Source organism: Streptomyces sp. SID12501, from assembly GCF_010550245.1.
Classification (GTDB): Bacteria; Actinomycetota; Actinomycetes; order Streptomycetales; family Streptomycetaceae; genus Streptomyces.
Map to the genome: position 1 here is coordinate 151,453 of NZ_JAAGLU010000016.1, position 26,545 is coordinate 177,997.

Sequence of the window (26,545 nt, forward strand, 5' to 3'; positions counted from 1 at the left end):
ACGACAGGCCCTGGGACCGGAAGCCGGACTCAGAGGGCCGTGGCCGACGGCTTCGCCGTGACCTCGGCCGGGGACGGGATGGTCGCCGTCAGGTCCTCGGTGACGGAGACGGTGCCCACCGGCGGCGGGGTCACAGCGGCGATGGCCGTCGTGACGACGCCCGCGGGCTCGGCGTTCTCACCGGACTCGGCGGTCTCGCCCTCGACGTGGTTGACGTTCGTGTGGTCGATCACCTCGCGGCGCGACACGACCCAGATCGCCGCGCTCGACGCGATGAGGAAGACGGCCACCAGAGCCGTGCCCCAGTCGCCGAAGCCGGTGACGTACTCCGCCAGCGCGCCGACGAGAGCCGCCGCGGGCAGCGTCAGCCCCCAGGCCACGAACATCCGGGTCGCCGTCGACCAGCGGACCACGCCGCCCTTGCGGCCGAGGCCCGCGCCCATCACCGAGCCCGACACCGAGTGCGTGGTGGAGAGGGAGAAGCCGAGGTGTGAGGAGGCCAGGATGACCGTCGCCGCGCTGGTCTGGGCGGCGAAGCCCTGCTGCGGCTGAAGGTCGGTCAGGCCCTTGCCCATCGTACGGATGATGCGCCAGCCGCCCAGGTAGGTGCCGAGCGCGATGGCCATGCCCGCGGAGAGGATGACCCACACCGGGGGGTCGGAGTCGGGGGAGACGGCGCCGCCGGCGACCAGGGCGAGGGTGATGATGCCCATCGTCTTCTGCGCGTCGTTCGTGCCGTGGGCCAGCGACACCAGGCCCGCGGAGGCGATCTGGCCGACCCGGAAGCCCTTCTCCGCCGCCTTGCCCTCGGCCCGCTCGGCGCTGAGCGTGTACGACAGCCGGGTGGCCAGCATGGCCGCCATGCCCGCCACCAGCGGGGCGGCGATCGCGGGGATCAGTACCTTCGTCACCAGCACGTCGCCATGGACGGCGCCCGTGCCCGCCGAGGCGATGGTCGCGCCGATCAGGCCGCCCATCAGGGCGTGCGAGGAACTGGACGGCAGCCCGACCAGCCAGGTCAGCAGGTTCCAGAGGATCGCCCCGACCAGCGCGGCGAAGATCACCTCGGGACGGATACCGCTCTCGTCCACGAGGCCCTTGGAGATCGTGTTGGCGACCTCGACGGAAAGGAAGGCGCCCACGAGGTTGAGCACGGCCGACATGGCGACCGCGACCTTGGGTTTGAGCGCACCGGTCGAGATGGTGGTGGCCATCGCGTTGGCGGTGTCGTGGAAACCGTTCGTGAAATCGAACGCAAGCGCGGTGACGACCACGATCGCGAGGATCAGCGAGAAGCTTTCCATTTACCCAGATTTCTTCCGTACGGTATTGGCTCTTGGACCGTAGGTAACCTGGATGAACGGAAGGTGAACTGGTGGGGGATGCCGGGTGGCCGGAAACGGGGCGCCGTTCCTCCGGGGCTGCGGGACGAGCGGCGCCCGCCCTCGTCACCCCTTCGCGAACCGTTTGAGCTGGGCCGACGACCCGTTGAAGAGGTTCTGGTCACCCGGCAGGGAGCCGCTGTTGTCGTACTGCCAGAACGTCCAGGACTTCCAGCCACCGGACGGCAGCGCCCCCGCGTCGGACGCGTCGTAGCGGGCCAGCCACAGCGCGTGCTTCGAGGTGAAGGAACTGCTGCTGTTCGTGCAGGTGTTCCACCAGTGGGCGGTCGTGTAGATGACCGGACGGCGGCCGGTGAGCCGGTCGACCTCGTTGCTGAAGGCCGTGATCCAACCGGCCATCTCCGCCTTGCCGAGGCCATAGCACTTGTTCTTGCCGTACGGGTTGTACTCGACGTCGAGCGCGGGTGGCAGCGTCCAGCCGTCCGCTCGCCAGGCCCCGCCGTTGCGCACGAAGTACCGGGCCTGGGTGATGCCGGACGACTTGTCAGGCAGAGCGAAGTGGTAGGCGCCGCGGATCAGGCCGGCGGCGCGTGAACCGTCGTACTGCCGGCCGAAGTACGGACTGCGGTAGGTGTGGGACTCGGTCGCCTTGATGTATACGAACGTGGCGCCCTTCGCCTTCGCGGACTGCCAGTCGACGTCCTTCTGGTGCGACGAGACGTCGTGCCCCTTCGGCTCACCCGCCGCCGAGACCGGAACCTCCGTCACGACGGTCCCGCCGATGGTGATCGCCGCCGCGGTGGCCGCGAGGGCGAGGGAGCGGCGGCGGAAGTGCTGGCGCAAGGGTCGGTGATCACGGGCCATGTGTCCCCCCGGAATGGCTGTGTGCGTGACAAATCTCCAGGAGGCTACTTGAAGATCAACCGATTTCCTGTGTTACTCGGCCAAAACGCGCACACGCGCCGATGTACGCGCTTACGCGCCCTTATGGTCCCCGGAGTTCCCCCCTACAGTGCCCTCGCCCGGCGTCGGCCCGGGACCGTGCCTGGCAGGATCGGGGCATGGCCGAGCAGCGACGGGACGGAAGTGACGTGGGGAACGACGTGCGGGGGGCGGGTACGGCGGAGGGACGCGTCGTGTCCGACGAGACGGCGCGAGCCTGGGCCGGGCTCGTCGCGACGGCCCGCCGCACGGTGGCCGACGGCCTGGTGGTCGGGACCTCCGGCAACGTCTCCGTGCGTGTCGGGGACACCGTCCTGGTCACCCCGTCCGGCGTTCCGTACAAGCGGCTCACCCCCGGCGACATCGTCGGCGTCGACCTGACCGGCCGCCAGATCCTCGGCACCCTGACCCCGACGAGCGAACTGCCCATGCACCTCGCCGTCTACCGCGCCACGGACGCCCGCGCGATCGTGCACACCCACGCCGTCCACGCGACCGCCGTCTCGACGCTCGTGCGGGAGCTGCCGCTGATCCACTACATGGCGGGCGACCTCGGCGGCCCCGTCCGAGTCGCCCCGTATGCGACATACGGCACGGAGGAGTTGGCCGAGAACGTGCTCCGGGCCCTGGCCGACCGCGCCGCCTGCCTCCTCCAGAACCACGGCACGCTCGCCCACGGTGCCACCCTCGACCAGGCGTACGACCGCACCGCCCAGCTGGAGTGGATGTGCCGCGTCTGGCTGACGGCGTCCTCCCTGCCCGGACTGTCCCCGACACTCCTGTCGGAGGAACAGGTGGGAGAGGCGGCGGAACGGCTCAAGGGGTACGGGCAGCGGGGGTAGTGGGCGTAGTGGGAGGGGAGAGGCCTCACTCCCACTCCCTTCTTCTGGCTTCTCCCACTGGCCGTCGGAGCGCTCCGCACCGAGACTGGGTGCGTGCGCCCAGTCACCGCGACGGCCGCTGCCGTCACCGCAGCCCTGGCAGCAGGCGCCGCCAGTGTCGCCGCCGGCCGCTACGCCAGCGACGCCGCCCTCAAGGTGCCCCCGGGCAGGCCCCTGCCCGCCGAACCCCGGCTCACCGTGCACTCCACCGCCGCCGGCCGGGTCGTGCTCACCCGCGCCCTGGCCTCCCGGCGCCCCGGCACCTACGGCCTCGCCGGTGACAGGACCCATGCCGTCGTCGGTCCCGTCCTGGACCACGCGGCCCACTCCGCCGACACCGTCGTACGCCGCCTCGAACGGGTCACCCACGGCACCCTCGAACCCCGCGACAAGGTCTGGCTCACCCCGAACGTGCACGTCGGCGATCCCGGCACCGCTCTCGGGCTCGACCACCTCGACATCGAGATCCCCGGCGAACTCGGCGCCCTGCCCGCCTGGTTCGTGCCCGGGGCCCGCAGCACCTGGGTGATCACCGTGCACGGACTCGGCGCCACCCGCGAGCACCCCCTGAACGTCCTGCCGTTCCTGCACCGCCAGCGGTTCCCGGTCCTCGATCTCGCCTACCGGGGCGATCCCGGCGCGCCCCGGCCCCAGGACGGCCTCGGTCACCTCGGCGAGACAGAGTGGCGCGACCTCGACGCGGCGATCAGGTACGCCCTGAGCCACGGCGCCGAGCATGTCGTCCTGTACGGCTGGTCCACCGGCGCCACCATGGCACTGCGGGCCGCCGCCCGCTCCGCGCTGCGCGACCGGGTCTCCGGGCTGGTCCTGGACTCGCCGGTGCTCAGCTGGGAGACCACCCTGCGCGCCCTCGCCACGGCCCGCCGCACCCCGGGCGCGCTGCTCCCGCTGGCCGTGCGTGCCGCCCAGGGCCGCACCGGTCTGCACGGTGGCCCCGAGGGACCCGCCGCCCATGCCGCCGACCCCGCCCGCCTCACCGTCCCGGCCCTGATCCTCCACGGCCCCGCCGACACGATCGCACCGTGGGGCCCCTCCCGCCGTCTCGCGGCCCGCCGGCCCGACCTGATCACCCTGCACCAGGTCCAGGACGCCCCGCACGGCGCGATGTGGAACGCCGACCCGGCGGCGTACGAGGAAACCCTGCGCCGCTTCCTGACCCCGCTGATGTAGGCACCCCGGCCGCCCCGCCGTCGGCGGTCCCAACCGTCTCCCGCGCCGCGAAACGCCAGGTCCGCAGCCCTCTGCCCACGCGCCGCCGCACTACACGCTCCCTTCCGTTCAAGCCTGGACCACTGGCTTGAACACCCCCTTGGACCCCCGCCCGAACCCCCTCCTCCGGCCGGCCCTGTGGCCCGCCGTGCCATTCCGTTTGGGTTTTCGGACCGTCAACCGGAAGACTGCACCCGTGACGTCCCGTATCCCGCGCGACTCCAGGCTTCGACTTGTCCGCCCGCGACCCCTGGCCGCCGCCCCACGAGCGATGAACCAGCGGCGCTCGCGCCGCCCCGCCCCGCGTCCGCCCGAGGGCACACCGGCCCCGGCGGAACTGGCCAGAATGGCCCGCTCCGGTCTGGCCGGCGCGGCCCGCGTGGCCCGCTGGGCCGACCCCTCCCTGCGGCCCGGCCACGACGGCGGGTCCTCCGACGGCAGGGGCACCCTGTCCCACGCCACCGCCGAACGGGCCGCCTCCGAACTGGGGCTGACCTCGGATCAGGTCCGCCACGACTGGGACACCGCCCGACTCGCCGGACTCGTCGAGGTGCACGGTGACATCGCGCGCCCCGGCTGGCGCCTGCGCGCCTGGAACCGCGACGACAGCGCCGTACTGCGCGGCTGGGTCGCGCTCTTCGACGCCTGGTCGATCGCCCACCCCGAGGAGGCGGACCACGAGCCCGCCGCCGTCGCCGAGGTCGTCTCCGCGATGCCCCAGGTGCTCTCCTTCCTCCAGCTGTCCGCGGGACCCGTCCCCATGGAACAGCTCCTGGACCTCCTGGAGCAGCGGGTCACGGAACTGCGCACCGAACGCTGCGAGATCCCCTACGGCCCCCAGCCCGAGCCGGTGGCGCAGCAGCCGGAGGCGCCCCCCGTCGAGGACACCCCGCTCGCCCCCCTCCTCGACTGGGCCCTGCACGCCCTGGCCTCCGTCGGCGCCCTCACCTACGGCGACGGCCAGGCCACGCTCACCCCGCTCGGCAGCTGGGCGGTGTGGGTCAAGCTGGAGCAGATCTGCGTCGCCGCGCAGAGCCCGGCCGGCAACATCGAGCAGAACGCCGAGGACATGCTGCGCGGCTGCTCCCAGCTGCGCCCCAACGCGGCCCGCGCCGAGTACCGGGCCTGGCTCGCCGCCCGCCCCGTCGGCAGCGCCGTCGCCGAGCTCCTCGACGCCGCCCGCGGTGAGGACGCCCTGCTGCGCGGTCTCGCCTTCGAGGCGCTGCGCGTGGTCGGCGGCCCCGCCGAGCCCGACGTGCGCGCCGTGACGGAGAAGACCCCGCTGCGGCCGTACGCCCTGCTGTGGCTGGCCGAGCACGACGGGATCGACCCTGAGGACGCCTACGAGGTGCTCACCCGCGAGGAGGCCACCTGGATGTGGGTCGACACCGCCGCGGCCGTCGCCGACCACGGCGAGGCGCCGCTGCTCGTGCGGCATCTGGAGTCCGCGGTGCAGCCGACCATCCCCGCGCTCCTCGACGAGGTGCGCGCGGTCGGCCACCCCCGCACCGTCCAGGTCCTGGTCGCCCTCGCCGCCGGCCACCCCGACCCGGCCCTCGCCAAGGCCGTACGCCGCGCCGCCTTCCAGGTGCACACCGGAGGCAGCTGAAGGCTCCGCCGGCCGTGCGGTTGGACTGTCGCGGGCCGGTGTGGCCCGGCCGCGCCCACGCGGCGGAGCCGCACCGCCGCAGTCGCCCGCCCTCGCGGGCCGCGGTGGCGCGCCCGGCTTCCACCGAGGCCGCGCAGTCGTACCGCACGGCGGCCTCGGGCTGCCCTGGGGGAGGACGGGGTCAGGCCTGTATCTCCGGCGCGTACGTACCGAAGCTCCAGATGTTGCCCTCGATGTCGCGTGCCATGTAGTCGCGCGAGCCGTATTCCTGGTCCGTCGGGGGCATCAGGATGTCCGCGCCGTGCTCCACGGCCTGCAGGTGGTGTGCGTCGACGTCGTCCACGACGACGTACACCCCGCACGGGCCCGCGTCCTTCATCGCCGTGTCGAAGACGCCGCCGCGGCCCTTCGAGCCGAGCATCACCGCGCCGTTGCCCTGCACCAGCTCGGCGTGCAGCACCGAGCCGTCCTCCCCCTCGTACACCGACGCCTCGGTGAAGCCGAAAGCCTCCGTGAGCTGCCGGATCGCCGCCTTCGCGTCCGCGTACACCAGTGTCGGGTAGACGCTGGGACGCCCGCCGCCCGTGCCTGCCATGCCCATCACACTCCCTGGGTCCCGCTGTCGGACAACCGGAGACCGGACAACCGGAAACCGGAAAAAATGGCCTGCGCCCAGTCTTGCACCGGCCACTGACAACGCCCTGGAAAGCAGCCCCGCGCCCGCCCCGTTCCGTCGCCCCGCTCAGCGGAACGTGTCGCAGCGGGCCGTGTCCCCGGTGCGGTACCCCTCGTGGAACCACTGCCGGCGCTGCTTCGCCGAGCCGTGCGTCCATGTCTCCGGTGTCACCCGGCCCTGGAAGCGCTCCTGGATGCGGTCGTCGCCCACGGCCGCCGCCGCGTCCAGACCGTCCCGGATGTCGGCGTCCGTGAGGCTGGTGATCAGCGGGCGGCCCGTCGACCCGTCGTTCGTCGTGGTCGCGTGGTTGGCCCACACGCCCGCGTAGCAGTCGGCCTGGAGCTCCACCCGTACCGCGTTGCTGTTCGCGCCCGTACGGCCGTCCTGGGACCTGCCCAGGGTGCCCATGAGGTCCTGGACGTGGTGCCCGTACTCATGCGCCACCACGTACGCCTGTGCGAACGGGCCGCCGTCGGCGCCGAACGTCGTCCGCAGCTCGTCGAAGAAGCCCAGATCGAGATAGACCTTGCGGTCGCCGGGACAGTAGAACGGGCCCACCGCAGAGGTCGCCGTGCCGCACGCGGTGGCCACCCGCTCGCTGAAGACCACGGTAGGAGACCGCGTGTACGCGCCCCGGCCACCACGGGTGAATTCCGCGTTCCAGAAGTCCTGGACGCTGTTGACCACCGCCACGATGCGGCAGTCGTCCTTGGTGTTCGCGTCCCGGCCGGTCCGGCAGGTCTGCTGCACCTGCGCGAGGGAGGATGCGGTCGCCGTGGGCCCGTCGCCGCCGGAGGACAGGCCCAGCTGGTCCGGGCCGACACCGAAGAACAGCCCCAGAAGGAGCGCGAGCAGGGCGCCGATGCCACCCCCGACGGTCGCCCTGCCACCCGGGACCCGGCTGCCGCGTACGTCCTGCACCTCGGAGGTGTCGAGATCGGCGTCGTCGTCGAACTGCATGGCGTCATCCTGATACGCGGCCTGAGCTGCGGTGTCGGACGGAGGTCCGAACGGGGGACCCGTCCCGAACACCTGCACGCAGAGAAAGTGCTTGCACGACCCCGTTAGACTTGCCCCATGGCCTGTCTCCTCGCGCATTAGACGGCGGGAAAGTCCTCAGCCGCCCACCCCGCCAACAACCCCGCCCTGGAGTCTGTCCGTGATCTCCGCTTCCGGTATCGAGCTGCGCGCCGGCGCACGTGTCCTCATCGAGTCCGCCACCTTCCGCATCACCAAGGGCGACCGCATCGGCCTGGTCGGCCGCAACGGCGCCGGCAAGACGACTCTCACCAAGGTCCTCGCGGGCGAGGCCATCCCCGCGGCGGGCCAGATCGCCCGCTCCGGCGAGGTCGGCTACCTCCCCCAGGACCCCCGCACCGGCGACCTGGACGTGCTGGCGAGCGACCGTATCCTCTCCGCGCGCGGCCTGGACACCCTGATCCGCAAGATGCGCGAGAACGAGCAGCGCATCGCCAACGGCTCGGGCGCCACGCGCGAGAAGGCCATGCGGCAGTACGAGCGCCAGGAGACGGAGTTCCTCACCAAGGGCGGCTACTCCGCGGAGGCCGAGGCGGCCACCATCGCCGCCGCGCTCAACCTGCCCGACCGGGTGCTCGGCCAGCCCCTGCACACGCTCTCCGGTGGTCAGCGCCGCCGTATCGAGCTGGCCCGCATCCTGTTCTCGGACGCGGACACCCTGCTGCTCGACGAGCCGACCAACCACCTCGACGCGGACTCCATCGTCTGGCTGCGCGACTACCTGAAGACCTACCGCGGTGGCTTCATCGTGATCTCCCACGACGTCGACCTGGTCGAGACGGTCGTCAACAAGGTGTTCTACCTGGACGCCAACCGGGCCCAGATCGACGTCTACAACATGGGCTGGAAGCTCTACCAGCAGCAGCGCGAGGCCGACGAGAAGCGCCGCAAGCGCGAGCGCCAGAACGCCGAGAAGAAGGCCGCCGCGCTGAACGCGCAGGCCGACAAGATGCGCGCCAAGGCCACCAAGACGGTCGCCGCGCAGAACATGGCCAAGCGTGCCGACCGGCTGCTCGCCGGGCTCGACGCGGTACGGGTCTCCGACAAGGTCGCCAAGCTGCGCTTCCCGGAGCCCGCGCCCTGCGGCAAGACCCCGCTCATGGCGGAGGGTCTGTCGAAGTCGTACGGCTCCCTGGAGATCTTCACCGACGTCGACCTGGCCATCGACAAGGGCTCCCGCGTCGTCATCCTCGGCCTGAACGGCGCCGGCAAGACGACCCTCCTGCGCCTGCTCGGCGGCGCCGAGAAGCCCGACACCGGAGAGGTCATCGAGGGCCACGGCCTCAAGCTCGGCTACTACGCGCAGGAGCACGAGACCCTCGACCCCGAGCGCTCGGTCCTGGAGAACATGCGCTCCGCCAACCCCGACCTCGACCTGGTCGAGGTCCGCAAGACGCTCGGCTCGTTCCTGTTCTCCGGCGACGACGTCGACAAGCCCGCCGGCGTCCTCTCCGGCGGCGAGAAGACCCGCCTCGCACTCGCGACCCTCGTGGTCTCCTCCGCGAACGTGCTCCTCCTCGACGAGCCGACGAACAACCTCGACCCGGCCAGCCGCGAGGAGATCCTCGGCGCGCTGCGCACGTACAAGGGCGCCGTCGTCCTCGTCACCCACGACGAGGGCGCCGTACACGCGCTCCAGCCGGAGCGGATCATCCTGCTGCCGGACGGCGTCGAGGACCTGTGGGGAGCCGACTACGCGGACCTGGTGGCCCTCGCCTGACCGATCGTCCGGCCTCGGCCGACGGTCACGGTCGCTTGATCGAATCGCTGATCCACTTCCTCTGGATCATTCGGCCGATCCGTGATCCATCATCTGAGTGAGATCTCCTCATACCGAGGTGTGTCCTACATCCATTTCGCGGCCGGGCCCTTCATCGACAAGGGCCCGGCCGTCGCGCGTTCCTGACCAGGCACTTCGCGGAACAACTCGTTCGGCCGTACGGACAAGTCTGTGCGGAATCAGTGATTCCGCTTGTGGGGACGTGCTCCTGTCGTCAAAACCTTGTCTCACGGACCTTGCCGAATGGGTGGCCATGAGGCGCTTGAGGGGTGATCATGAGAGGACCAGAGCGCACTTCCGCACGAGGAGGCACGGGTGGCCGAGACTCTGAAGAAGGGCAGCCGGGTTACCGGCGCCGCGCGCGACAAGCTCGCGGCAGACCTGAAGAAGAAGTACGACTCCGGTGCGAGCATTCGAGCGCTGGCCGAAGAAACCGGTCGCTCGTATGGCTTCGTACACCGGATGCTCAGCGAGTCGGGCGTCACGCTCCGTGGCCGGGGCGGGGCGACACGGGGCAAGAAGGCCACTTCGGCCTGATCCCCGACGACTCGTCGGTTTCGATGGTGACCACCCGGTCGGTCTGCTGACCGGCCGGGTGGTTACTGTGCAGTCACTTAGGTGCGTCCCGCAAGGGGCACGCACCTGATCCGACCGCACTCATCGGAGGCGCCCCATGGCTTCGTTCGACCAGGACGTTGTTGGTCAAGGTCCCGAAGTTTCCGTACTCGACAAGGACGGCGTACGGCTCACCGTCGACGACGCGGTCGCCACGGTGACGCTGTCCAACCCGGCCAAGCGCAACGCGCAGAGCCCCGCTCTGTGGCGGGCGCTGGCCGAGGCGGGCCGACTGCTGCCGGGCACCGTGCGTGTCGTCGTGCTGCGCGCCGAGGGCAAGTCTTTCTCGGCCGGACTCGACCGACAGGCGTTCACGCCCGAGGGCTTCGACGGCGAGCCGTCGTTCATCGACCTCGCGCGCAGCGACGACGCCACCCTGGACGGCACCATCGCCGAGTACCAGGAGGGCTTCACCTGGTGGCGGCGCAGCGACCTCGTGTCCATCGCCGTCGTCCAGGGGCACGCCGTCGGCGCGGGCTTCCAGCTCGCGCTCGCCTGTGACCTGCGCGTCGTCGCCGACGACGTGCAGTTCGCCATGCGCGAGACAAGCCTGGGCCTCGTCCCCGACCTGACGGGCACCCATCCGCTCGTCGGCCTGGTCGGCTACGCCCGCGCGCTGGAGATCTGCGCGACCGGCCGCTTCGTCCAGGCCGAGGAGGCCGTGAACACGGGCCTCGCCAACATCGCCGTGCCCGCCGAGCAGCTCGACGGCGCCGTACGCGAACTGCTCGCCGCGCTGCTCGCCGCGCCCCGCGACGCCCTCGTCGAGACGAAGGCGCTGCTGCGCGGCGTCCAGGGCCGGACGTACGACGAACAGCGCACCGCCGAACGTGCCGCCCAGGCCCGTCGGCTGCGGGATCTGGCGGGCGTCGGCGACTGACCCCCGCCCGCACACGCCCATGAGGGGCCGCTGCCGTGGGCGGTGGCCCCTGGTTTTCGTCTGTGGCGCACCTGTCCGCTGCTCGAACCGAGCGGCGCGGCGGTTCTTGGCGCGGTCGCAGACGCCTGTATCGCCTGCCTGCCGCATCCCCGGCGCGGGTTCGCCCGACCCCGCCTACTGTGGGCCGTGGAGGACGACCGAAAGGGATGTACGGCGATGACCGACATGACCCGGCGGAACCGGCCCGAGCAGCCCGAGAACGAGGGCGACGACCCGCCGGCCGACCCGCTCCGGAAGACGAACGTCACCAGACGCGGTGGCGGCGACCCCGCCGGCCGGGGGCGCACCACGATCGCCGACGGAGTCGTCGAGAAGATCGCCGGGCTCGCCGCCCGTGACGTCCTCGGCGTGCACGCCATGGGCAGCGGCCTGTCCCGGACCTTCGGCGTGGTCCGCGACCGGGTGCCGGGCGGCGCCTCGAAGTCCGTCAGTCGCGGTGTGAAGGCCGAGGTCGGTGAGGTGCAGACGGCCCTCGACCTGGAGATCGTCGTCGAGTACGGCGTCTCCATCGGCGACGTGGCCCGGGCCGTGCGCGAGAACGTCATCGCCGCCGTCGAGCGCATGACCGGCCTGGAGGTCGTCGAGGTCAACATCGCGGTGACGGACGTCAAGCTGCCCGAGGAAGAGGAAGAAGAACCCGAACCGCGGCTGCAGTGACGGATTCGGGGCATCGGAAAGGGACCGGAAGAGGACCGGGAAGGCAGGGCAGCATGAGCATCGCCGTGATCGGCATGATCGCCGGAATGGCGCTGGGATTCGCCGGGTACTTCGGCGGCTTCGGCGCGTTTTTGCTGGTGGCCGCCCTGGGCGCCCTCGGCTTCGTCGTCGGCCGGTTCCTGGAGGGCGACCTGGACCTGGGCGACTTCTTCCGCACCCGCGACGACAGACGGCGCTGACGCCCCGTGGCCGAGGAGCAGTCCGGTGAGGAGCGGTCCGGACCGACCCGTACGCCCGGCAGGGCACCGACGGCCGTGCCGCCGGGCGATCGCGGCGCCACTCGGATCGCCGACCGGGTCGTCGCGAAGATCGCCGCGCAGGCGGCCCGCGAGGTGCTGGCCGAGCTGCCCCCGGACGCGGTCCCTCCGCACGCCACGGTCGTCGTCCACCGTGGCAGGGCCCGTATCCGCGTGAGCCTCGAACTCCCTTATCCCTCCGATATCGGTGGCCAGTGCGCGACAGTGCGTGATCGGGTCACTTCGCGGGTACACGGGCTGGCGGGAATGGATGTGCCGGAGGTCGCCGTGGAGATCGAGCGGCTGCACCTGGCATCGCCGCACGGTGCGGCACCAGGGAAGGCACAGGGGAGGACGCGATGAGCGAGCCCCAGGGCTTCGACGGCTCAGGGAACACCCGACGACTGCCAGTACTGGAGAAATCGAACGACGCGGAGACCGACACCACAGGACCGGGGCGGTCCTCGGACGCCTCCGTCCACGAGCCCCTGCCCACCCTCGGCGGCACGGGCGACGCCCCTGGCCGCCGCTTCTGGTCGGCCCGCCGAGTCCCCGCGGCCGTCCTGGCGCTGCTGCTCCTGCTCGGCGCGGGCGCCTTCCTCTACGACATCACCGCCGTACGTGCCAACCGCCCCGCCATGAGCTGGCGCAGGTCACTGGCAAGGCAGCTCGCGCAGCGCCCCCTCGACGACACCTGGGTCCTGGTCGGCGCCGGCATCGCCGTGTTCCTCGGCGGCTGGCTGCTCGTCCTCGCCGTCACACCCGGTCTGCGCGGCGTTCTGCCGATGCGGCGCACCCACGCCGACGTCCGGGCCGGCCTGCACCGGGCCGCCGCCGCGATGGTGCTGCGCGACCGGGCCGTGGAGGTGTCCGGCGTCCAGTCGGTCCGGGTCCGGATGACCCGTACCAGGGCCGACATCCGCGCGGTCTCCCACTTCCGCGAAATCGACGACGTACGGGCCGACCTGGACGACGTGCTCGCCGACGCGATCAGGAGCCTCGGCCTGTCCCGGCCGCCGGCCCTGTCGGTGCACGTCGCCCGCCCCGGCCGGAAGGGGTGAGGACGGATGCAGCGCATCGTCAACCGCGTACTGCTGGGGCTCACGGGCCTGGGCCTGATCGTCATCGGCGGCTCGGTACTGGCCGTGGGCCTGGGCAGCCGATGGCCGACGTGGTGGATCCACGACGACCGTCACGACGTACTGCTGAGCAACGCAGAACGGACCCACTACCGGGACGCCGGCTGGTGGTGGCCGGCGGTACTCGTCGTCCTGGCTGCACTGGTTCTGCTGTCCCTGTGGTGGCTGGCCGCGGTACTGCGCCGACGCCGCCTCACCGAGGTCCTGGTCGACACGGGCGACGGCGAGGGCGCCCTGCTGCGAGGCCGGGCCATGGAGAACGCGATCGCCGGAGAGGCAGCCCGCCTGGAGGGCGTGCAACGGGCCCATGTCACCCTGACAGGCCGCCGCACAGCCCCCGAGGCCCGAATCCAACTCCTCCTGCAGCCACACGCGGCCCCGGGCGAGGCGGTAATCCGCCTCACGACGGAGGCGTTGGGTAACGCCCGCGACTCGGCGGGCCTCAAGGCGCTGCCGACAGAGGTGAGTCTGCGGGGCGCGAAGCACTCGGCCGAAAGGGTGAGCTGAGCCACTGCTCCCGGAGGTCCACTGTCAGTGGGGCGTGTCAGAGTCTGGGCATGCTCGAGATCGTGGTGAAGACGGAGACCGGGGAGCGGCACGTTCGTGTGTCCGCGGAGGAGCTGGCCGGGCTGGTGCGGCGAATCGGCGGTGCCGGCGACCGGTTCCTGGTGGTCCAGCGGATACCCGACCTGCCCGACGTCTTCGCCCAGGTCTGGCACGAGGCCGGCGGGGACTACACGCTGGAGCACCGCGACGGTACCGCCGACCGGCACTTCCAGGTGCTGGTCGACGGTACCGAAGCCGTGATCGAGGCGATGACAGGCTGGGCCCGGCAAGGGGCTGGGTGGATCACGGATGCGGCCTGGTCGCTGGTGGACATGGGCCTCACTCCCGAGGTGCCGCCGCTCGACCTGGACGAGGGTGAGCGCGAGGAGTTGGCGAAGCGCGTTCGCGAGGTGCTGGTCGGCGGCTACGCCGGCCGTGCCGAACTGGCGGAGCTGGCCGAGGAGCACCTGGTCACCGCGGACCGTCGGCCCGTGTCGCGCGCGCAGGCGGCGGCACTGGCCGACCGGATGTGGCTGGAGCGCGTCGCGGAGCAGGCCGAATGGAAGGGCGAGACCGATCCGGAACGGCTCACCCGCGCGTTCACCGCCCTCCAGGAGACCGGAATCACCGCCCGCGAGAACTTCACCTGCTGTCGCAGCTGCGGCCGGTCCGAGATCGGCGCCGAAGGCGGGACCGACGCCCGTGGCTTCGTCTACTTCCACTCCCAGTGCACGGACTCAGCCGCGGCCGGCCACGGACTGACGCTCCTCTACGGAGGCTTCGACGGCTCGTCCGAGACCACCGCCGCCGTCGGACACGAGGTCGTGGCCGCCCTGGCAGCGGCCGGTCTCCAGGCCGACTGGGACCGCGACCCCGACCGGGCCATCACCGTCACCCCTCTGGAGTGGCGCCGCCGCCTGGTCGGCCAGAGATCGCCTCCAGAGCTGATCAGGCCTGTTCCCCGCTCCGGTGACCTGCGCCGACGCCGGCGGTCCTGGGGCCACCTGCTCCGCTGCCGGTGGTGGCCGACGAGGAGGCGGGCCCCGGGCCCAGGGCGTCGCGAACGGAGGTCAGGATGTCCTCGGTGCCGGCGCCGAGCGCTCGCGCCGCGGAGGTGAAATCACGGGTCAGAGTGGCGAGTCGGCTGGCATCGAGCGCGTGCGGCTCGGACGGGAGCGCCGCGACCCGGGTGCCCGCGCCACGGCGGGTACGGATCAGTCCGGCGGCCTCCAGCTCGTGGTAGGCGCGGGCCACGGTGCCCGGCGCCAGATCGAGGTCGACGGCGAGCTGGCGCACGGTCGGCAGGCGCTCACCCTCGGCCAGCCGGCCGGTACGGATCAGCGCGGCCAGCTGGGCGCGGATCTGCTCGTACGGCGGTACCTGGCTGGTGGTGTCGACGCGGACGGCGGGGTCACTCATCGTCGAAGACCCCGTCTTCCGCCGCCTCGTCGTCGACGGCCCGCGGCGCCACCACCGTGACCAGCGACCATCCGAAGGTGAAGAGGCCGAGAAGGCCCAGGGGGCAGAGCGCCACTATGGTGGCGGCGCCCAGCGGACCGGCGCATGTCTTCTCCGTGAGCGCGACGAAGATCATCACTACGACGAGCAGCACCTGGGTCGACACCAGCAGCCCCCAGGCTCCGGTGATCGCCCACGCGCGGTCGCGGCGCTGCTGCTCGTCGCCCGGTCCGTGGGCGATACGGCGCAGGGCCCAGACGCAGACGGGGGTTCCGACGGCGAGGGCGGCGAACATCGGGCCGCTGTAGTACAGGCCGGGCCAGGGGCCGAGTGATGTGCGCAGCCCTTCGCAGGTGACGGTGAGGACATGCCCCGCTCTGCCTGTCCGGTCGGCGTCGGAAGAGGCCGTGACCGCACCGATCACCAGCAGGGTGACGAGGGACGCCGCCTGCAGAAGAAGCAGAGGCGCCATACGGGGCGGCACTTGGTCCCGGACCAGACGCGGGGCGAGACTCGCGGTGCGTACCGCTTCCTGGGGACGCAGGGTCAGGGCGTCGCCGAGCAGGACACCGCCCACCGCGCACAGGCCGAACGCCGTGATGGCGAACACGAGGGGCATCGCGATGTCGCCGCTGTGCATCGCGATCAACTGCTGTGCGACCACGATGCCGATGGCCAGACCGGACCAGCGGGCGTAGTACTCGGCGTGGTCGAGGAACCGGGACTGGAGCGGGACGGTGTCGAGCATGTGGAGATCCCCCCAGATCATCTTGTATCAAGCAGTGGGTACAAGATGCCCTGGCCGGGATCTTGTGTCAAATACTCGATACAAGATGAACAAGGGGAAGAGGTACTCAAGGAGAGACATCGGCCTGAGGCACGCTCGGCGGTGAGTCCCCTTCCCCGTGTTCAGCTCGCATTCCGGGCAGCGCGTACCGGCTGAGGCCGGGGGTGTCGGGCCTGCCCCGACCCGCTGTCAGCACCAGGACCTCGTCCTCGGCGCTCCAGACGCGCCGCGGGGACTTGGCGGGGCACAACTGGACGCTGTCGTGGGGGAGGAGCGCGCGCGGGTCGTGGGCGCGGTAGCCGATCGCGCACTCGCCGCGTCCCAGCGCTGCCGCGACCACGGTCGCGAAGGAGGCTTCCAGGCCGGGCAGCACGTAGTGGTCGGCTGTGCGCAGGGCGAGTGCTCCGCCGCGCACGGCGAAGATCTCCTCGAACACGGCGGCCAGTTCGGGGCTGTGCACGATCTGTGCCATCAGCAGGGCGGTGAGTTCTCCTCGCAGGACGACGTCGGACGCGCGGCCGAGCGGGGCGACCCTCCGGCTGCGGTGGTCGCGCATCTCGGCCACCACGGGCAGTACCCGGTGTGTTCTCTCCTCCCAGGACCGCAGGGTCAGCATGCTCAACAGGGTCCGGTCGTCGGACCGTTCGGGACATGTCTCCTGGTCCGCTCCGAGGGCGATGACACTGTCGTAGACGCGGAGGTCGAGACCGCCGAGGGTCTCGGGGGCGGCCGGGTCACCGGTTCGGTGTGCGAGGCGCAGCGGCGAGGGGTCTTCGAGGCCGGGGGGCCAGTCCGTCGGGGGGCCGGTGTCCGCGGCGGTGACCACGTCGAGGACGGAGCCCGGCCGGGCGGTCCGGCGCAGGATGTCCACGATCAGCGGGGCGCGCCGGTTCCATCCCAGGAGCAGCAGCCGTGCGGGAGGGCCGGGCCGTGGGCGGGGTGGTGCCATGGCGGTGGTGTCGACCCGCGCGCGCGAGTCGGCGAGCGGGACGGGGCTGTCGTCGTGGGCGACGGTCACCAGCCGGTCCCCCGGTTCCAGCACGGTCCCGGGCGCCGGAGTGAGCAGCGCAGAGCCGTCCGCCCGCAGGAGTCCCACGGCGCAGGACGTTTCGAGGCGCAGTGCCACGTCCTCGAAGGACAGTCCCGGTGCCTGCGGGATGTCGCTCACGTGGAACTCGGCTCCGGAGAAGTCCAGGAGGTCGCGCAGCACCGACGACATCCCGGGGTGCCCGGCGGACTGGAGGAGCAGCCGCGCGGTGGTCCGGTCGGTCTCCAGGACGGTGCCACGCGGTCCGGCGGCGAGCCGCGCGGCCGGCAGATAGCGTCCGTCGCGTACGGCGGCCACCACGCGCGGGCCGTTCTCGGCGTGGACCAGGGTGCGCAGTGCCAGGAGGGTCCGTACGACCGTCAGGTCGCCGTCGGTGTCCTCGGCGGGCAGCACTGTCACCGTCCGTGCCGTGCCCGGGGTGACCAGGGCCAGGGCGTCGGGGTCGGTCGGTGATCCGGTGCGGCACTCCAGGCGGACGCCGACCCTGGCTCCCAGGGTGGTGGTGAGGGCCGTTTCCATGGTGGCCGGGTCCCGGTCCGCGAGAATGGTGATCACATGCCGGACGCCGACCGGGCGTGCGGCGATCAGTTCGGCGACCAGGGGGAAGATCTGGTCGGACCAGCCCAGGACCACGGTGTGGTCGTGTTCCAGGATCCGGGAGCGGCCCCGTCTCAGTTCCGTGAGCCGGTCTCCCAGGCCGGTGGTGACGACACCGACGACTGTCGACACGCACAGCAGGGCGATCAGGCCGAGCAGTACGGACAGCAGCATGCGCAGGGGTGCGCCGGTCGCGGCGCCGAGACGCAGGGTCTCCGCGCTGGTGCGCCATACCTGGGTGAGCCGGCCGGACAGGGAGTGCGGGGCGGCGGGGTCCGTCCACACCAGCAGTGCGCTGACGGGGACGACGATCGCCAGGCAGCACAGGGCGAGCCAACCGAGCAGGGTTCCGGTGCTGCGGGCCAGTGTCCTGTCGAACAGGTAACGCGTCCGGTGGTGTAACGGGGGTCGTTCCTGTCGCCGTTCCACATCAGCCCCCTGATCGCCGCGCCCGCCTCCGGAAGTCGAAGCGTGCCGGTCCCACCGTCCGCGACACGCCGCTCCACCGGGATCTTCATCCTTTCGGGCAGCGACACGGGCCGAAACCTGGGCGAGGCCGGACCGGGGAGAAGGAGCTCAGAACCCGTGGCGCATCCCCCCGTCGACAGGCACCATGACCCCCGTCAGATAGCTCGCCGCAGGCGACAGCAGGAACGCCGCCGTACGTCCGAACTCCTCCGGCCTGCCATATCGCCGCAACGGAATCCGCGACTCGTTGGCGACCCGGGTCGCCCCGGGGTCCGCGGACAACCCGTCCAGCTCGCGCACGCGGTCCGTGTCGATGCGCGCCGGCAGCAACCCCACCACCCGGATCCCTCGCGGCCCCACCTCGTCCGCGAGGGACTTGGCGAACCCGGCGAGCCCCGGCCGCAGGCCGTTGGAGATGGTCAGCCCCGGAATCGGTTCGTGCACCGAACCGGACAGCACGAACCCGACGACCCCGCCCGCCTCCAGCTCCGTCACCGCGGTACGGGCCAGCCGTACCGCGCCCAGGAACACCGAGTCGAACGCGGCCCGCCACTGCTCGTCCGTGTTGTCGGCGACGAACCCGGGCGCCGGCCCGCCCACGCTGATGAGGATGCCGTTGAAGCGCCCGAAGTGCTCGCGGGCCGCCGCGACGAGCCGCTGCGCGACCTCCGGGTCGGAGTTGTCCGCGGCCACGCCCACCGCCCCCGGGCCCAGTTCGGCCGCGGCCTCCGCGACCGTCTTCTCGTCCCGCCCCGTGATGACCACCTTCGCGCCGTCGGCGACGAGCTCGCGCGCGGCGGCGTTGCCCAGCCCACGGGTGGCTCCGGTGACGACGTACACCCGGTCCTTCAGTCCAAGATCCATGGTCCCTATCCTGCCCGCTCGTCGCCGTACAGGGCGAGGGCTGTGTTGACGAGGCCGATGTGGCTGAACGCCTGGGGGAAGTTGCCGAGCTGGCGGTCGGCGACCGGGTCGTACTCCTCCGCCAGCAGCCCCACGTCGTTGGTGAGACCGACCAGGCGTTCGAAGAGTGCGCGTGCCTCCTTGGTACGGCCGATCATGTGCAGGGCGTCCGCCAGCCAGAACGAGCAGGCCAGGAACACGCCCTCGTCACCGGGCAGTCCGTCGACCACGGGACCGTCCGTGCTGTAGCGGCGTACGAATCCGTTGTTCCCGAGTTCGTCCCTGACGGCGTCGATGGTGCCGACGATCCTCGGGTCGTCCGGGGGCAGGAAGCCGACGCGGGGCAGGAGCAGCACGGCGGCGTCGAGTTCGCGGGAGCCGTAGAACTGCGTGAACGTGTTCCGCTCCGGGTCGTAGCCGCGTTCGCACACCTCCCGGTGCACCTCGTCGCGCATGGCCCGCCAGCCGTCGAGGTCGCCGCCGCTGAGCTTCGGGTTGAGTTCGAGCTGACGCACCGCGCGGTCGGCGGCCACCCAGGCCATCACCTTCGAGTGCACGAAGTGGCGGCGCGGGCCGCGCACCTCCCACAGCCCCTCGTCGGGCTGCCGCCACGCCGTCCGCAGGAACTCCATCAGCGCGACCTGCACCCGCCACATGTGCGGCTTGGACGGCAGCCCCGAACGCCGGGCCAGCGCCAGCGAGTCGATCACCTCGCCGTACACGTCGAGCTGGAGCTGCCGTACGGCCGCGTTGCCGATCCGCACCGGAGCCGAGCCCGCGAAGCCGGGCAGCCAGTCCAGCTCGAACTCCGGCAGCCGGCGTTCACCGGCGAGCCCGTACATGATCTGGAGGTCCGCCGGATCGCCCGCGACCGCCCGCAGCAGCCAGTCGCGCCAGCTCTCGGCCTCCTCGTGGTAGCCCGCCGACAGCAGTGCGTTCAGGGTGAGAGTGGAGTCGCGCAGCCAGCAGTAGCGGTAGTCCCAGTTGCGTACGCCGCCCAGTTCCTCCGGGAGCGAGGTGGTGGGGGCGGCCACGATCCCGCCGGTCGGCGCGTACGTCAGCGCCTTCAGGGTGATCAGCGAGCGCACGACGGTGTCCCGGTGCGGCCCGTCGTACGTACAGCGCGCCGACCAGTCCTGCCAGTCCGAGACGGTCGTGTCCAGCGCCTCGTACGGGTCGACGAACGGCGGATGCGGCTCGTGCGAGGGATGCCAGGTCAGCACGAACGCGACCCGCTCGCCCTCGGCGACGGTGAACTCCGAGTACGTGGTGAAGTCCCGGCCCCAGGTGCGCACCCCCTCGTCGGTGCGCAGCCACACCGCGTCCGGCCCCGCGACGGCCACCCGGTGCCCGTTCACCCGGCGCATCCACGGCACGACCGACCCGTAGTCGAACCGCAGCCGCAGCGTGCTGCGGACGGTCACCTCGCCGCGTACGCCCTCGACGATCCGTACGAGATCGGGGGAGCGGTCGCGCTGGGGCATCAGGTCGGTGACGCGTACCGCGCCCTCGTCGGTCTCCCACTCGGTGTCGAGGACGAGGGTGCCGGGCCGGTAAGTGCGCCGGGTACACCGGTCGGCGCCCTCGGGGGCGATCCGCCAGTGCCCGTTGCGCTCGTCGCCGAGCAGCGCGGCGAAACAGGCGGCCGAGTCGAAGCGGGGCAGACAGAGCCAGTCGACGGAACCGTTCATGCCGACGAGCGCGGCGGTCTGGTGGTCACCGACGAGGGCGTAGTCCTCGATACGAGGGATACGAGGGATACGCGCGATATCGGGGATACGGTCATTCTTATGGGGGTGCACGACGTGCAGGTTCCCGCTGTGGGGCCCCGGCATTCGGACGAGATCGTCCTGTCACACGCCGAGAATCCCCGGTTACGTCACACGGCCGGTCGCGTCACACGACGGCGGGCTCGGCATCCTGGGACTCCTGAGCCTCCCGCGCCGCCGCCTCGGCCTCCGCCCGGTCCCGGCGTTCCCGGCGCACGAGGATCACCCAGCCCAGGGGGACACCCGCGGAGAACAGCCACCACTGGATGGCGTAGGCGTAGTTCAGCGCGGCGTTCTCGTCGCCGGGCTTCCCGAGCAGCTCGGGGGCGCTGCCCTTCGGTTCGGGCGTCGTCAGCACGATGTAGCCGCCGAGCACCTCGGCGCCCAGCCGCCGGGCCTCCTGCTCGCTGTTGATCAGCATGACCTGCCGGTCCGGCAGCCCTTTGAGGTCCTTGATGCCGCTCGCCGCGGTCGTCTCGGCGGGCATCAGCCGCCCGGTGACGGTGATCTCGCCTCTGGGTGGTGCCGGGATCGTGGGGAACGCGGTCTGGCTCGGCCCGTCCGAGGGGATCCAGCCCCGGTTGACCAGCAGGACCTTGCCGTCGTCGAGGACGAAGGGGGTCAGGACGTGGTAGCCGACCTCGTCGTCGGAGTTGGTACGGCGGCGGACGACGACCTCGTCGTCGGTGTCGAAGCGGCCCTTCGCGCTCACGGTGTGGTAGCGCTCGTCGGTGGTGACGGTGTGTCCGGGGGAGGTCAGCCTCTCCACGGGCACCGGCTCGGCGGACAGCGCGTCCGCGACGAGCTGGTTGCGGGCGGAGCGCCCTTCGTAGCGGTGCATCTGCCAGATGCCCAGCCTGATCATCGTGGGGATGAGGAGGAGGGCGACCAGCGTGAGGATCACCCACTGCCGGGACAAGAGGAAGCGGTACACCCCACTGACGGTACAACTCGCCCGTGGGGTGCGTTCAGGGGGGTACGGACTCGGACGCGGGCCCGCGCGGGCCCTCTCAGACCCTGTCGACGATCCCCACCCTCCCCTCCGCGCGTGCGCAGTGCGCCCCGCAGTACCAGTGCCCCTCGGCCTCGACGCCCTGCCCGATGATCTGGACCCGGCAGTGCTCGCAGATGGGCGCCATACGGTGGATCGCGCAGGCGAAGCAGTCGAAGACGTGCACTCTCCTCTTTGACGTAACTGGTATCTCAGGAGGGGTGGTTACCTGTGATTATGACGAAGAGTGAGTGGCTTGAGTACTGGTTGTCACGGGCGCCGATGTTGTCGGAGGACGTTTTGGACGACATCGAGTACATCCTTGCGACTGCGGGAGGCGATGAAGACTGACCTGATACGGCAAACCGCCGTGCTTGGTGAGGCTGGCGGGGCACAGTCGCCGAGAGCCCGAGCGGAGGGTGCGGGACGCCGTTGGTCCATTCCGCCTGCTGGATCTGATCCTGCGGGGTTGAGCGCTGCGAAAGGTGAGACACGGGTGCGGGCGAATGGTCTGCCAGCAGTGACGTCGCTGGGCCGACCAGGGGTAACCCCTGGTCGGCCCAGCGACGTCAGCTTGCGAGTGTCCGCTTCGTCCCTGACGATGCGGCTTATGACACGTTGCGAAGTGTGTGGGAACGACTACGAGTTGGCGTTCACTGTTGAGACCAGGGACGGGGCGCGCCACGTTTTCGATTCGTTCGCCTGCGCGATCCACCGGATGGCGCCCATCTGCGAGCACTGCCGGGTCCAGATCATCGGGCAGGGCGTCGAGGCCGAGGGGCACTGGTACTGCGGGGCGCATTGTGCCCGCGCGGAGGGCAAGGTAGGCATCGTGGACAAGGTGGGCTCTGCCGTGTAGTCGGCGAACCCCCTGGGGCTTGAGGCAGGGTGCGAAAAGGACTGGCTTGGCGTGGGCCCAGTCGAACCAGCCGCCGCGACTCTTGGCGGAGTGGATGAACCGCCCCGGGTTCGGGGCACGTGCCGCGTAACGCTGTCGTCAGGCGTTGTACTACAGCCGCAGATCTCGACTGGGCTCCGGGAGGTGCTGCCACTCGTGACCAGGACCGATGCTGAAATGCGAGAAGCAGTTCACCGAGGCATCGTCCCAGCCAAGATCGACGAGGTCCGGGGAGGGGGGCCGGCCCCGGCGCTGCTGGTCGAGCACCTGTGCACCGCGGTGTTGGCCGTCTCGGACAACCTGCTCGGCATCCGTGACCGGTCCATCGCAGGGTGGAACTCGCAACTGTCGATTCCGATTCCGCGCAGCCTGAGCAGGTCATATGAAGGAAACAACGGCAAGGAAGATTGAGATTGCGGCAGCACCAAGAGGCCCGTACAGCCAGCGGTGGCGCCGAGCGGTGATCGCGGCCGCCATCAGAAATTCGGCCACGATGCCGATTGCAGTGGCGGCCGAGAGCAGTAGCGCACGATTCCCCGCCTGCTCGGCAAGGCTGACCTGATGGTTCTGTTCGATTCGCATGGCAGGCCATTTCGCCGACTGCGCGCCCAGCGCGGCTACCGTAGCCGAGTCAACACCATCCGCATGGCTCGGAACCCTACCCATGTACTCGGCCGTACGGCGCAGTTGGCTGGCGACGGCCGTTTCGACCGCAGCCACGTCCAGTTCAGGCCGAGTGTCACGCGCGTCTCGGGTGTCCAGCGCGATCTCCATACGCACGGCTGCCTGGGCATCGGCAACGTGGGCGGCTTGGACACTCTGCGTGAGAAATGCCGACCGTTCGCCGCTCGCTGCAATGCTGGTGGTGAGCTGGACCGCGCGGCGCGCAGCCTCGGCTTGGGCCCGCTGCTCACTACCAGTGGCCGCGATCTGCCCGAGCGGTAGAAGGAAGAGCAAGGCGACGACAACCAGGTGGAACCATGCGGCGCGACGCCTAGCAGGTGGAGTCGTCACCGGTTGCGGAATGATCTCCGGATCTCGCAAGATGCGAGTACCGGACGGCGTAGGACGGCGCCACGCCACCGGCCTGAGCACGCTCGCGGCGATAGCCGCGGCGATGACGGCCAAACCTGCGATCCCCGCTGAGATCAGTCCCCAGAAGGCCCAGTCGTCCCCGTCGCGCAGCGTCGCTTCGGGGCTGAGCGCGTACAACTCCGGAGAGAGTTTCTGTACGTCCGCGAGCCGACGGGGCACGTTGTAACCGAGGTCTTCGGTCAGGTAGGTGTCGTTGCCGATGAGGAGCTCTGGTGGTGCCGCGTGACGCAGCCTGAACGCGGTACGAGAAGCCAGCGTGTGTTCAGACGAGGCCAGCCGGTTGCCTTTTTTGATCGTTTCCAGGGCGTCTGCGCGGGCTTCAGCCACAGCTACGAGGAAGGCCAGCGGGGCTTCATCGGCATAGATACGACGCGCGTCATCCTGCAAGGCAGCTTGTCGCTTGACGTCCTCGCGGACCGCATCCTGATACGCGCCACCTGCCTGGCTGAACTGCCATGTGGATACCAATGTTGCCAGCGTCACGACAGTAATCAGTACGATTTGGACATGGATGCGAACGCTGAACCGCATTCGGGGCTGTGGTGCAGGTGCAGGTGCAGGCGGGGCTGGTGGCGTCGGATTGGTCACGACTCGACCCGCTGGAACACGAACTGCAGGTCGTCTGCGTCGGTCAGGGTGAGGACCCCGTCGGCCACCGCCCAGGTGAAGCGCTTCGGTGTCAGCGGCTCTTGCCGGTCGGTGTAGTCGTCCCCGGGGTAGCGGGGATCTTTCCTTGTTGTGGTAGCAGACGATGGATACAGGGTCAGTTGCTGGCCGTCAATTTGGACTTTTCCTGCGGCGATGCTTTTCATGAGGAAGAAGTCGTCCGATGCCGCAGAGAGGGGATAGGTCAGCACTCCCGCGTGCTTGTATCTGCCTTCGGCCGTAAATCGATACGCGAGCGTGGTGTTCGAACTCGGCTGTGAGCTCTCCCAGGCGCCGACGAGGACCTCGGGATCGCCCCCGAACTGAGTGGGCGTTACGGATATGCTGGAGGTCGTCGTGCTCGGTGAAGGGCGCGTCCCGTCGGAGCCAGGAGCCGCTGGAGAGCAGGCCGCTATGACTCCCACTACCCCCAGTATGAACAAGACTATTGACACTCGGACATCACTTTGTGAACGTGCATGGAGAATCATCGGCTCCCCTGAACATCGGCGCTTCGGTAGCCAGTTGGTCATCCCCCGCTAATTTGCCGAACGTAACTGACCCCGTCTAATAGCAGGTTCTCGAACGTGTATCCGTAGCCACCGTCGAACGGCGTGATCGACCACTCGCTGACATACATCGGACCGCCGGGAATGTGGAGAGTCATGGTCGAGCCTTCCACAAACGCAGGCCCACGCAACACTTGCCCGTTGTTGTAGTGCACCGCCACATATCCGTAGGCAAGGAACTCAATCTTCGTCGCCCGCGCACTGCCCTCACCGTCGCCGTCCCATTCCCCCACGAGTTCTTCCGGGACCTTCCCCGCAACGGGCGTGGACGGATCCGGGGCGGGCGGAGGGGGCTCCGGCGATGTGGTCTTCGGCGACGGCGACGGCCGGGGCGGGGGCTCGGGTGGAGGGCTGAGCAGTGTGGTCGATGTGTCCGTATCTGGCGGACGAGGTGACGTGTCGTCTCTTCCTCCACAGCCCACGACCGTACACAGTGCAACCACTGCGATTCCGCGCGTAAGTGGTGCCCTCACGACAGCCCCCCCTGAAACCCCACGGCACTGCATCCCTGCGGTCGGAGCAGTGGCTCGCGACTGAGAGTAGCCCCGCCTGATCCTCAAGGGAGCACCCCGTCGAAGTCGGTCTATGTCAAGCAATTCATTACATGAGCCATCTCGCCGTCTTTCAGCTTCTTGCACGTATGGCCAGTCATTGGTTGATGGATGAGGCTCATGAGATGAGTTCCCGCTGAACAAGTTTCAGTTCCGCTGAACCCACGGGCCTCGGATGGTGGCGTACGAATCACCCTTGCGTAGCGCAAAATCGTCCACGTCCAGTCTGCTCGGCGAATGTCACCGCCGGTACGGCAGCCGCACTTCGTTACTTGACCTGCGGGTACGGGTTCTCCAAGGGCCGTCCGAGGCGGGCTCTTTGATGGTGCCAGCGTGCTCTGGCCCGGTGTCGGTCCCGCCAGTTCTGCCAGTGGACCCGGTGTTCGAGGGTGGCCTGGCGGGGGTTCAGGGCGCCGAGGAGGTTCTTGATCGCGGCGACGGTCAGTGGGACGTGTCCGGGTTCGGGCGGCGGGATGTCCTCGGGGCCGGTCGGCGGCCTGGCCTGGGTGTCCGTCCTCGGCCGGGCTTGGGCGGCGGCTACCGAGCACACCGCTGAAGCAATCATGACCAGGACGGTGTGGCGGCGGATCGCCTCGTACAGTCTGACCTGGGACTGGTCCAGGCCGAACAGATCCTTGCCGAACTCAAAATCCTCCTCGACCGGCCGGCGAAGCCCGGCCGCGGTGATCAACCGACGCAGTGTCACGCGCTGTCCTTCGGGGGCGAAGCACAGGTGGTAGGCCAGTTCGCCGGTCTTGAGGTGCTTGCGGATCAGCAGCAAGTGCCGGGGTTCGCCGGTGGCGACCCACGCCCACCCGTAGAGCCGCTCCCCCTTGTCGCCGGCCCCGGCCGAGACGATCTGCCACCGCTTCTTCGGCTTCAGGCACTTCTTCACGATCTTCTTACAGGTCGTGGTGGTGCCGTCGCCCAGCATGAAGGTGAAGTTCGACGGGATCCGGAGCACATACCCCTGCTGCACCTTCACGCAGTAGGACCGCAGGTCGGGGCTGTTGCCGTAGACCTCGTCCGCCCCGGCTCCGTCCTGGGCGAACGCCGATCCGTGTCCGTTCGGCC

At 70.3% G+C, this 26,545-nt stretch carries 27 protein-coding genes and 2 pseudogenes; 14 read left to right on the forward strand and 15 right to left on the reverse strand.

From position 1 onward, the window contains the following. Positions 1-29: 29 nt before the first annotated feature. Both G3I71_RS20825 and G3I71_RS20830 read right to left on the reverse strand, forming a co-directional pair. Entirely contained in the window at positions 30-1,304 is a 1,275-nt protein-coding gene (locus tag G3I71_RS20825; protein ID WP_164316329.1) for an inorganic phosphate transporter, read from the reverse strand. 144 nt (positions 1,305-1,448) lie between these two features. Beyond that, positions 1,449-2,207, reverse strand: a complete 759-nt coding sequence (locus tag G3I71_RS20830) for a lysozyme (protein ID WP_164316330.1) — start codon at positions 2,205-2,207, stop codon at positions 1,449-1,451. A gap of 197 nt (positions 2,208-2,404) precedes the next feature. Here G3I71_RS20830 and G3I71_RS20835 point away from each other — a divergent pair, with 197 nt between their 5' ends. From G3I71_RS20835 to G3I71_RS20845, 3 genes are all read left to right on the forward strand, one after another. Further along, positions 2,405-3,127 (forward strand): class II aldolase/adducin family protein, encoded by a 723-nt coding sequence (locus G3I71_RS20835; protein ID WP_164316331.1) that lies wholly within the window; start codon positions 2,405-2,407, stop codon positions 3,125-3,127. Positions 3,128-3,220: 93 nt separating this feature from the next. Then, positions 3,221-4,357, forward strand: a complete 1,137-nt coding sequence (locus G3I71_RS20840; protein ID WP_164316332.1) for an alpha/beta fold hydrolase — start codon at positions 3,221-3,223, stop codon at positions 4,355-4,357. Positions 4,358-4,592: 235 nt separating this feature from the next. Continuing rightward, positions 4,593-6,005 (forward strand): hypothetical protein, encoded by a 1,413-nt coding sequence (locus G3I71_RS20845; protein WP_164316333.1) that lies wholly within the window; start codon positions 4,593-4,595, stop codon positions 6,003-6,005. Between the two features lie 181 nt (positions 6,006-6,186). Here G3I71_RS20845 and G3I71_RS20850 read toward each other — a convergent pair whose 3' ends face one another. Continuing rightward, on the reverse strand, positions 6,187-6,600 hold the full coding sequence (locus tag G3I71_RS20850; RefSeq protein WP_164316334.1) for a VOC family protein: 414 nt from the start codon (positions 6,598-6,600) through the stop codon (positions 6,187-6,189). A 147-nt stretch (positions 6,601-6,747) separates the two neighbouring features. Continuing rightward, positions 6,748-7,641 (reverse strand): neutral zinc metallopeptidase, encoded by an 894-nt coding sequence (locus G3I71_RS20855; protein WP_164316335.1) that lies wholly within the window; start codon positions 7,639-7,641, stop codon positions 6,748-6,750. Positions 7,642-7,840: 199 nt separating this feature from the next. Here G3I71_RS20855 and G3I71_RS20860 point away from each other — a divergent pair, with 199 nt between their 5' ends. The 9 genes and pseudogenes from G3I71_RS20860 to G3I71_RS20900 form a co-directional block, all read left to right on the forward strand. After that, a complete protein-coding gene (locus tag G3I71_RS20860) occupies positions 7,841-9,439 on the forward strand; it encodes an ABC-F family ATP-binding cassette domain-containing protein (protein ID WP_164316336.1) in 1,599 nt (532 codons plus the stop codon). Positions 9,440-9,814: 375 nt separating this feature from the next. After that, entirely contained in the window at positions 9,815-10,036 is a 222-nt protein-coding gene (locus tag G3I71_RS20865) for a helix-turn-helix domain-containing protein (RefSeq protein WP_009337982.1), read from the forward strand. Positions 10,037-10,172: 136 nt separating this feature from the next. Then, positions 10,173-10,994, forward strand: a complete 822-nt coding sequence (locus G3I71_RS20870) for an enoyl-CoA hydratase/isomerase family protein (RefSeq protein ID WP_164316337.1) — start codon at positions 10,173-10,175, stop codon at positions 10,992-10,994. A gap of 216 nt (positions 10,995-11,210) precedes the next feature. Next, positions 11,211-11,711: an Asp23/Gls24 family envelope stress response protein gene (locus G3I71_RS20875; protein WP_164316338.1), complete on the forward strand. Its 501-nt coding sequence runs from the start codon at positions 11,211-11,213 to the stop codon at positions 11,709-11,711. A gap of 53 nt (positions 11,712-11,764) precedes the next feature. After that, on the forward strand, positions 11,765-11,950 hold the full coding sequence (locus G3I71_RS20880) for a hypothetical protein (protein WP_044472255.1): 186 nt from the start codon (positions 11,765-11,767) through the stop codon (positions 11,948-11,950). Between the two features lie 6 nt (positions 11,951-11,956). Continuing rightward, on the forward strand, positions 11,957-12,370 hold the full coding sequence (locus tag G3I71_RS20885; RefSeq protein ID WP_164316339.1) for an Asp23/Gls24 family envelope stress response protein: 414 nt from the start codon (positions 11,957-11,959) through the stop codon (positions 12,368-12,370). Further along, a complete protein-coding gene (locus G3I71_RS20890; RefSeq protein ID WP_164316340.1) occupies positions 12,367-13,068 on the forward strand; it encodes a DUF6286 domain-containing protein in 702 nt (233 codons plus the stop codon). Before G3I71_RS20885 ends, G3I71_RS20890 begins: the two co-directional genes overlap by 4 nt. Positions 13,069-13,074: 6 nt before the next feature. Then, entirely contained in the window at positions 13,075-13,653 is a 579-nt protein-coding gene (amaP, locus tag G3I71_RS20895) for an alkaline shock response membrane anchor protein AmaP (protein WP_164316341.1), read from the forward strand. Positions 13,654-13,703: 50 nt separating this feature from the next. Further along, a pseudogene (locus G3I71_RS20900) lies at positions 13,704-14,618 on the forward strand (hypothetical protein); the annotation flags it as partial. 118 nt (positions 14,619-14,736) lie between these two features. On the opposite strand, the pseudogene G3I71_RS20905 reads toward G3I71_RS20900, so the two are convergent. The 7 genes and pseudogenes from G3I71_RS20905 to G3I71_RS20935 all read right to left on the reverse strand — a co-directional run. After that, positions 14,737-15,111, reverse strand: a pseudogene (locus G3I71_RS20905) (GntR family transcriptional regulator); the annotation flags it as partial. Then, the gene (locus G3I71_RS20910; protein ID WP_203730872.1) at positions 15,104-15,898 is read right to left on the reverse strand and encodes a hypothetical protein; all 795 of its coding nucleotides are present in this window, start codon (positions 15,896-15,898) and stop codon (positions 15,104-15,106) included. The gene G3I71_RS20910 and the pseudogene G3I71_RS20905, both read right to left, overlap by 8 nt. A 106-nt stretch (positions 15,899-16,004) precedes the next feature. Then, on the reverse strand, positions 16,005-18,011 hold the full coding sequence (locus G3I71_RS20915; RefSeq protein ID WP_164316344.1) for an NAD-binding lipoprotein: 2,007 nt from the start codon (positions 18,009-18,011) through the stop codon (positions 16,005-16,007). Between the two features lie 147 nt (positions 18,012-18,158). Then, entirely contained in the window at positions 18,159-18,914 is a 756-nt protein-coding gene (locus tag G3I71_RS20920; protein WP_164316345.1) for an SDR family oxidoreductase, read from the reverse strand. 5 nt (positions 18,915-18,919) lie between these two features. Beyond that, entirely contained in the window at positions 18,920-20,788 is a 1,869-nt protein-coding gene (locus tag G3I71_RS20925; protein ID WP_239149258.1) for a glycoside hydrolase family 15 protein, read from the reverse strand. A gap of 61 nt (positions 20,789-20,849) precedes the next feature. Continuing rightward, the gene (locus tag G3I71_RS20930; protein WP_164316346.1) at positions 20,850-21,656 is read right to left on the reverse strand and encodes an SURF1 family protein; all 807 of its coding nucleotides are present in this window, start codon (positions 21,654-21,656) and stop codon (positions 20,850-20,852) included. A 76-nt stretch (positions 21,657-21,732) separates the two neighbouring features. Next, on the reverse strand, positions 21,733-21,900 hold the full coding sequence (locus G3I71_RS20935) for a hypothetical protein (RefSeq protein ID WP_343243016.1): 168 nt from the start codon (positions 21,898-21,900) through the stop codon (positions 21,733-21,735). A 423-nt stretch (positions 21,901-22,323) separates the two neighbouring features. Here G3I71_RS20935 and G3I71_RS20940 point away from each other — a divergent pair, with 423 nt between their 5' ends. Continuing rightward, positions 22,324-22,572 (forward strand): hypothetical protein, encoded by a 249-nt coding sequence (locus tag G3I71_RS20940; RefSeq protein ID WP_164316347.1) that lies wholly within the window; start codon positions 22,324-22,326, stop codon positions 22,570-22,572. Between the two features lie 195 nt (positions 22,573-22,767). Beyond that, entirely contained in the window at positions 22,768-23,022 is a 255-nt protein-coding gene (locus tag G3I71_RS51240; protein WP_239149259.1) for a hypothetical protein, read from the forward strand. Here G3I71_RS51240 and G3I71_RS20950 read toward each other — a convergent pair. The 4 genes from G3I71_RS20950 to G3I71_RS20965 all read right to left on the reverse strand — a co-directional run bounded on the left by G3I71_RS20950 (position 22,990) and on the right by G3I71_RS20965 (position 26,456). Then, positions 22,990-24,237 (reverse strand): hypothetical protein, encoded by a 1,248-nt coding sequence (locus tag G3I71_RS20950; protein WP_164316348.1) that lies wholly within the window; start codon positions 24,235-24,237, stop codon positions 22,990-22,992. The genes G3I71_RS51240 and G3I71_RS20950 overlap by 33 nt on opposite strands. Before the next feature lie 53 nt (positions 24,238-24,290). Further along, positions 24,291-24,563, reverse strand: a complete 273-nt coding sequence (locus tag G3I71_RS20955) for a hypothetical protein (RefSeq protein WP_164316349.1) — start codon at positions 24,561-24,563, stop codon at positions 24,291-24,293. A gap of 317 nt (positions 24,564-24,880) precedes the next feature. After that, positions 24,881-25,153: a hypothetical protein gene (locus G3I71_RS20960; RefSeq protein WP_164316350.1), complete on the reverse strand. Its 273-nt coding sequence runs from the start codon at positions 25,151-25,153 to the stop codon at positions 24,881-24,883. Between the two features lie 586 nt (positions 25,154-25,739). After that, the gene (locus G3I71_RS20965; RefSeq protein WP_164316351.1) at positions 25,740-26,456 is read right to left on the reverse strand and encodes a hypothetical protein; all 717 of its coding nucleotides are present in this window, start codon (positions 26,454-26,456) and stop codon (positions 25,740-25,742) included. Positions 26,457-26,545 lie beyond the last annotated feature (89 nt).

Bases quoted from the DNA above. Each gene is read 5' to 3' on its own strand.
- G3I71_RS20875 (WP_164316338.1), top strand. From the start codon at position 11,211: ATGACCGACATGACCCGGCGGAACCGGCCCGAGCAGCCCGAGAACGAG.
- G3I71_RS20835 (WP_164316331.1), top strand. From the start codon at position 2,405: ATGGCCGAGCAGCGACGGGACGGAAGTGACGTGGGGAACGACGTGCGG.
- G3I71_RS20880 (WP_044472255.1), top strand. From the start codon at position 11,765: ATGAGCATCGCCGTGATCGGCATGATCGCCGGAATGGCGCTGGGATTC.
- G3I71_RS20890 (WP_164316340.1), top strand. From the start codon at position 12,367: ATGAGCGAGCCCCAGGGCTTCGACGGCTCAGGGAACACCCGACGACTG.
- G3I71_RS20870 (WP_164316337.1), top strand. From the start codon at position 10,173: ATGGCTTCGTTCGACCAGGACGTTGTTGGTCAAGGTCCCGAAGTTTCC.
- G3I71_RS20925 (WP_239149258.1), bottom strand. From the start codon at position 20,788: ATGCCGGGGCCCCACAGCGGGAACCTGCACGTCGTGCACCCCCATAAG.
- G3I71_RS20940 (WP_164316347.1), top strand. From the start codon at position 22,324: ATGACACGTTGCGAAGTGTGTGGGAACGACTACGAGTTGGCGTTCACT.
- amaP (WP_164316341.1), top strand. From the start codon at position 13,075: ATGCAGCGCATCGTCAACCGCGTACTGCTGGGGCTCACGGGCCTGGGC.
- G3I71_RS20910 (WP_203730872.1), bottom strand. From the start codon at position 15,898: ATGCTCGACACCGTCCCGCTCCAGTCCCGGTTCCTCGACCACGCCGAG.
- G3I71_RS20855 (WP_164316335.1), bottom strand. From the start codon at position 7,641: ATGCAGTTCGACGACGACGCCGATCTCGACACCTCCGAGGTGCAGGAC.
- G3I71_RS20950 (WP_164316348.1), bottom strand. From the start codon at position 24,237: ATGCGGTTCAGCGTTCGCATCCATGTCCAAATCGTACTGATTACTGTC.
- G3I71_RS20830 (WP_164316330.1), bottom strand. From the start codon at position 2,207: ATGGCCCGTGATCACCGACCCTTGCGCCAGCACTTCCGCCGCCGCTCC.
- G3I71_RS20825 (WP_164316329.1), bottom strand. From the start codon at position 1,304: ATGGAAAGCTTCTCGCTGATCCTCGCGATCGTGGTCGTCACCGCGCTT.
- G3I71_RS20920 (WP_164316345.1), bottom strand. From the start codon at position 18,914: ATGGATCTTGGACTGAAGGACCGGGTGTACGTCGTCACCGGAGCCACC.
- G3I71_RS20850 (WP_164316334.1), bottom strand. From the start codon at position 6,600: ATGGCAGGCACGGGCGGCGGGCGTCCCAGCGTCTACCCGACACTGGTG.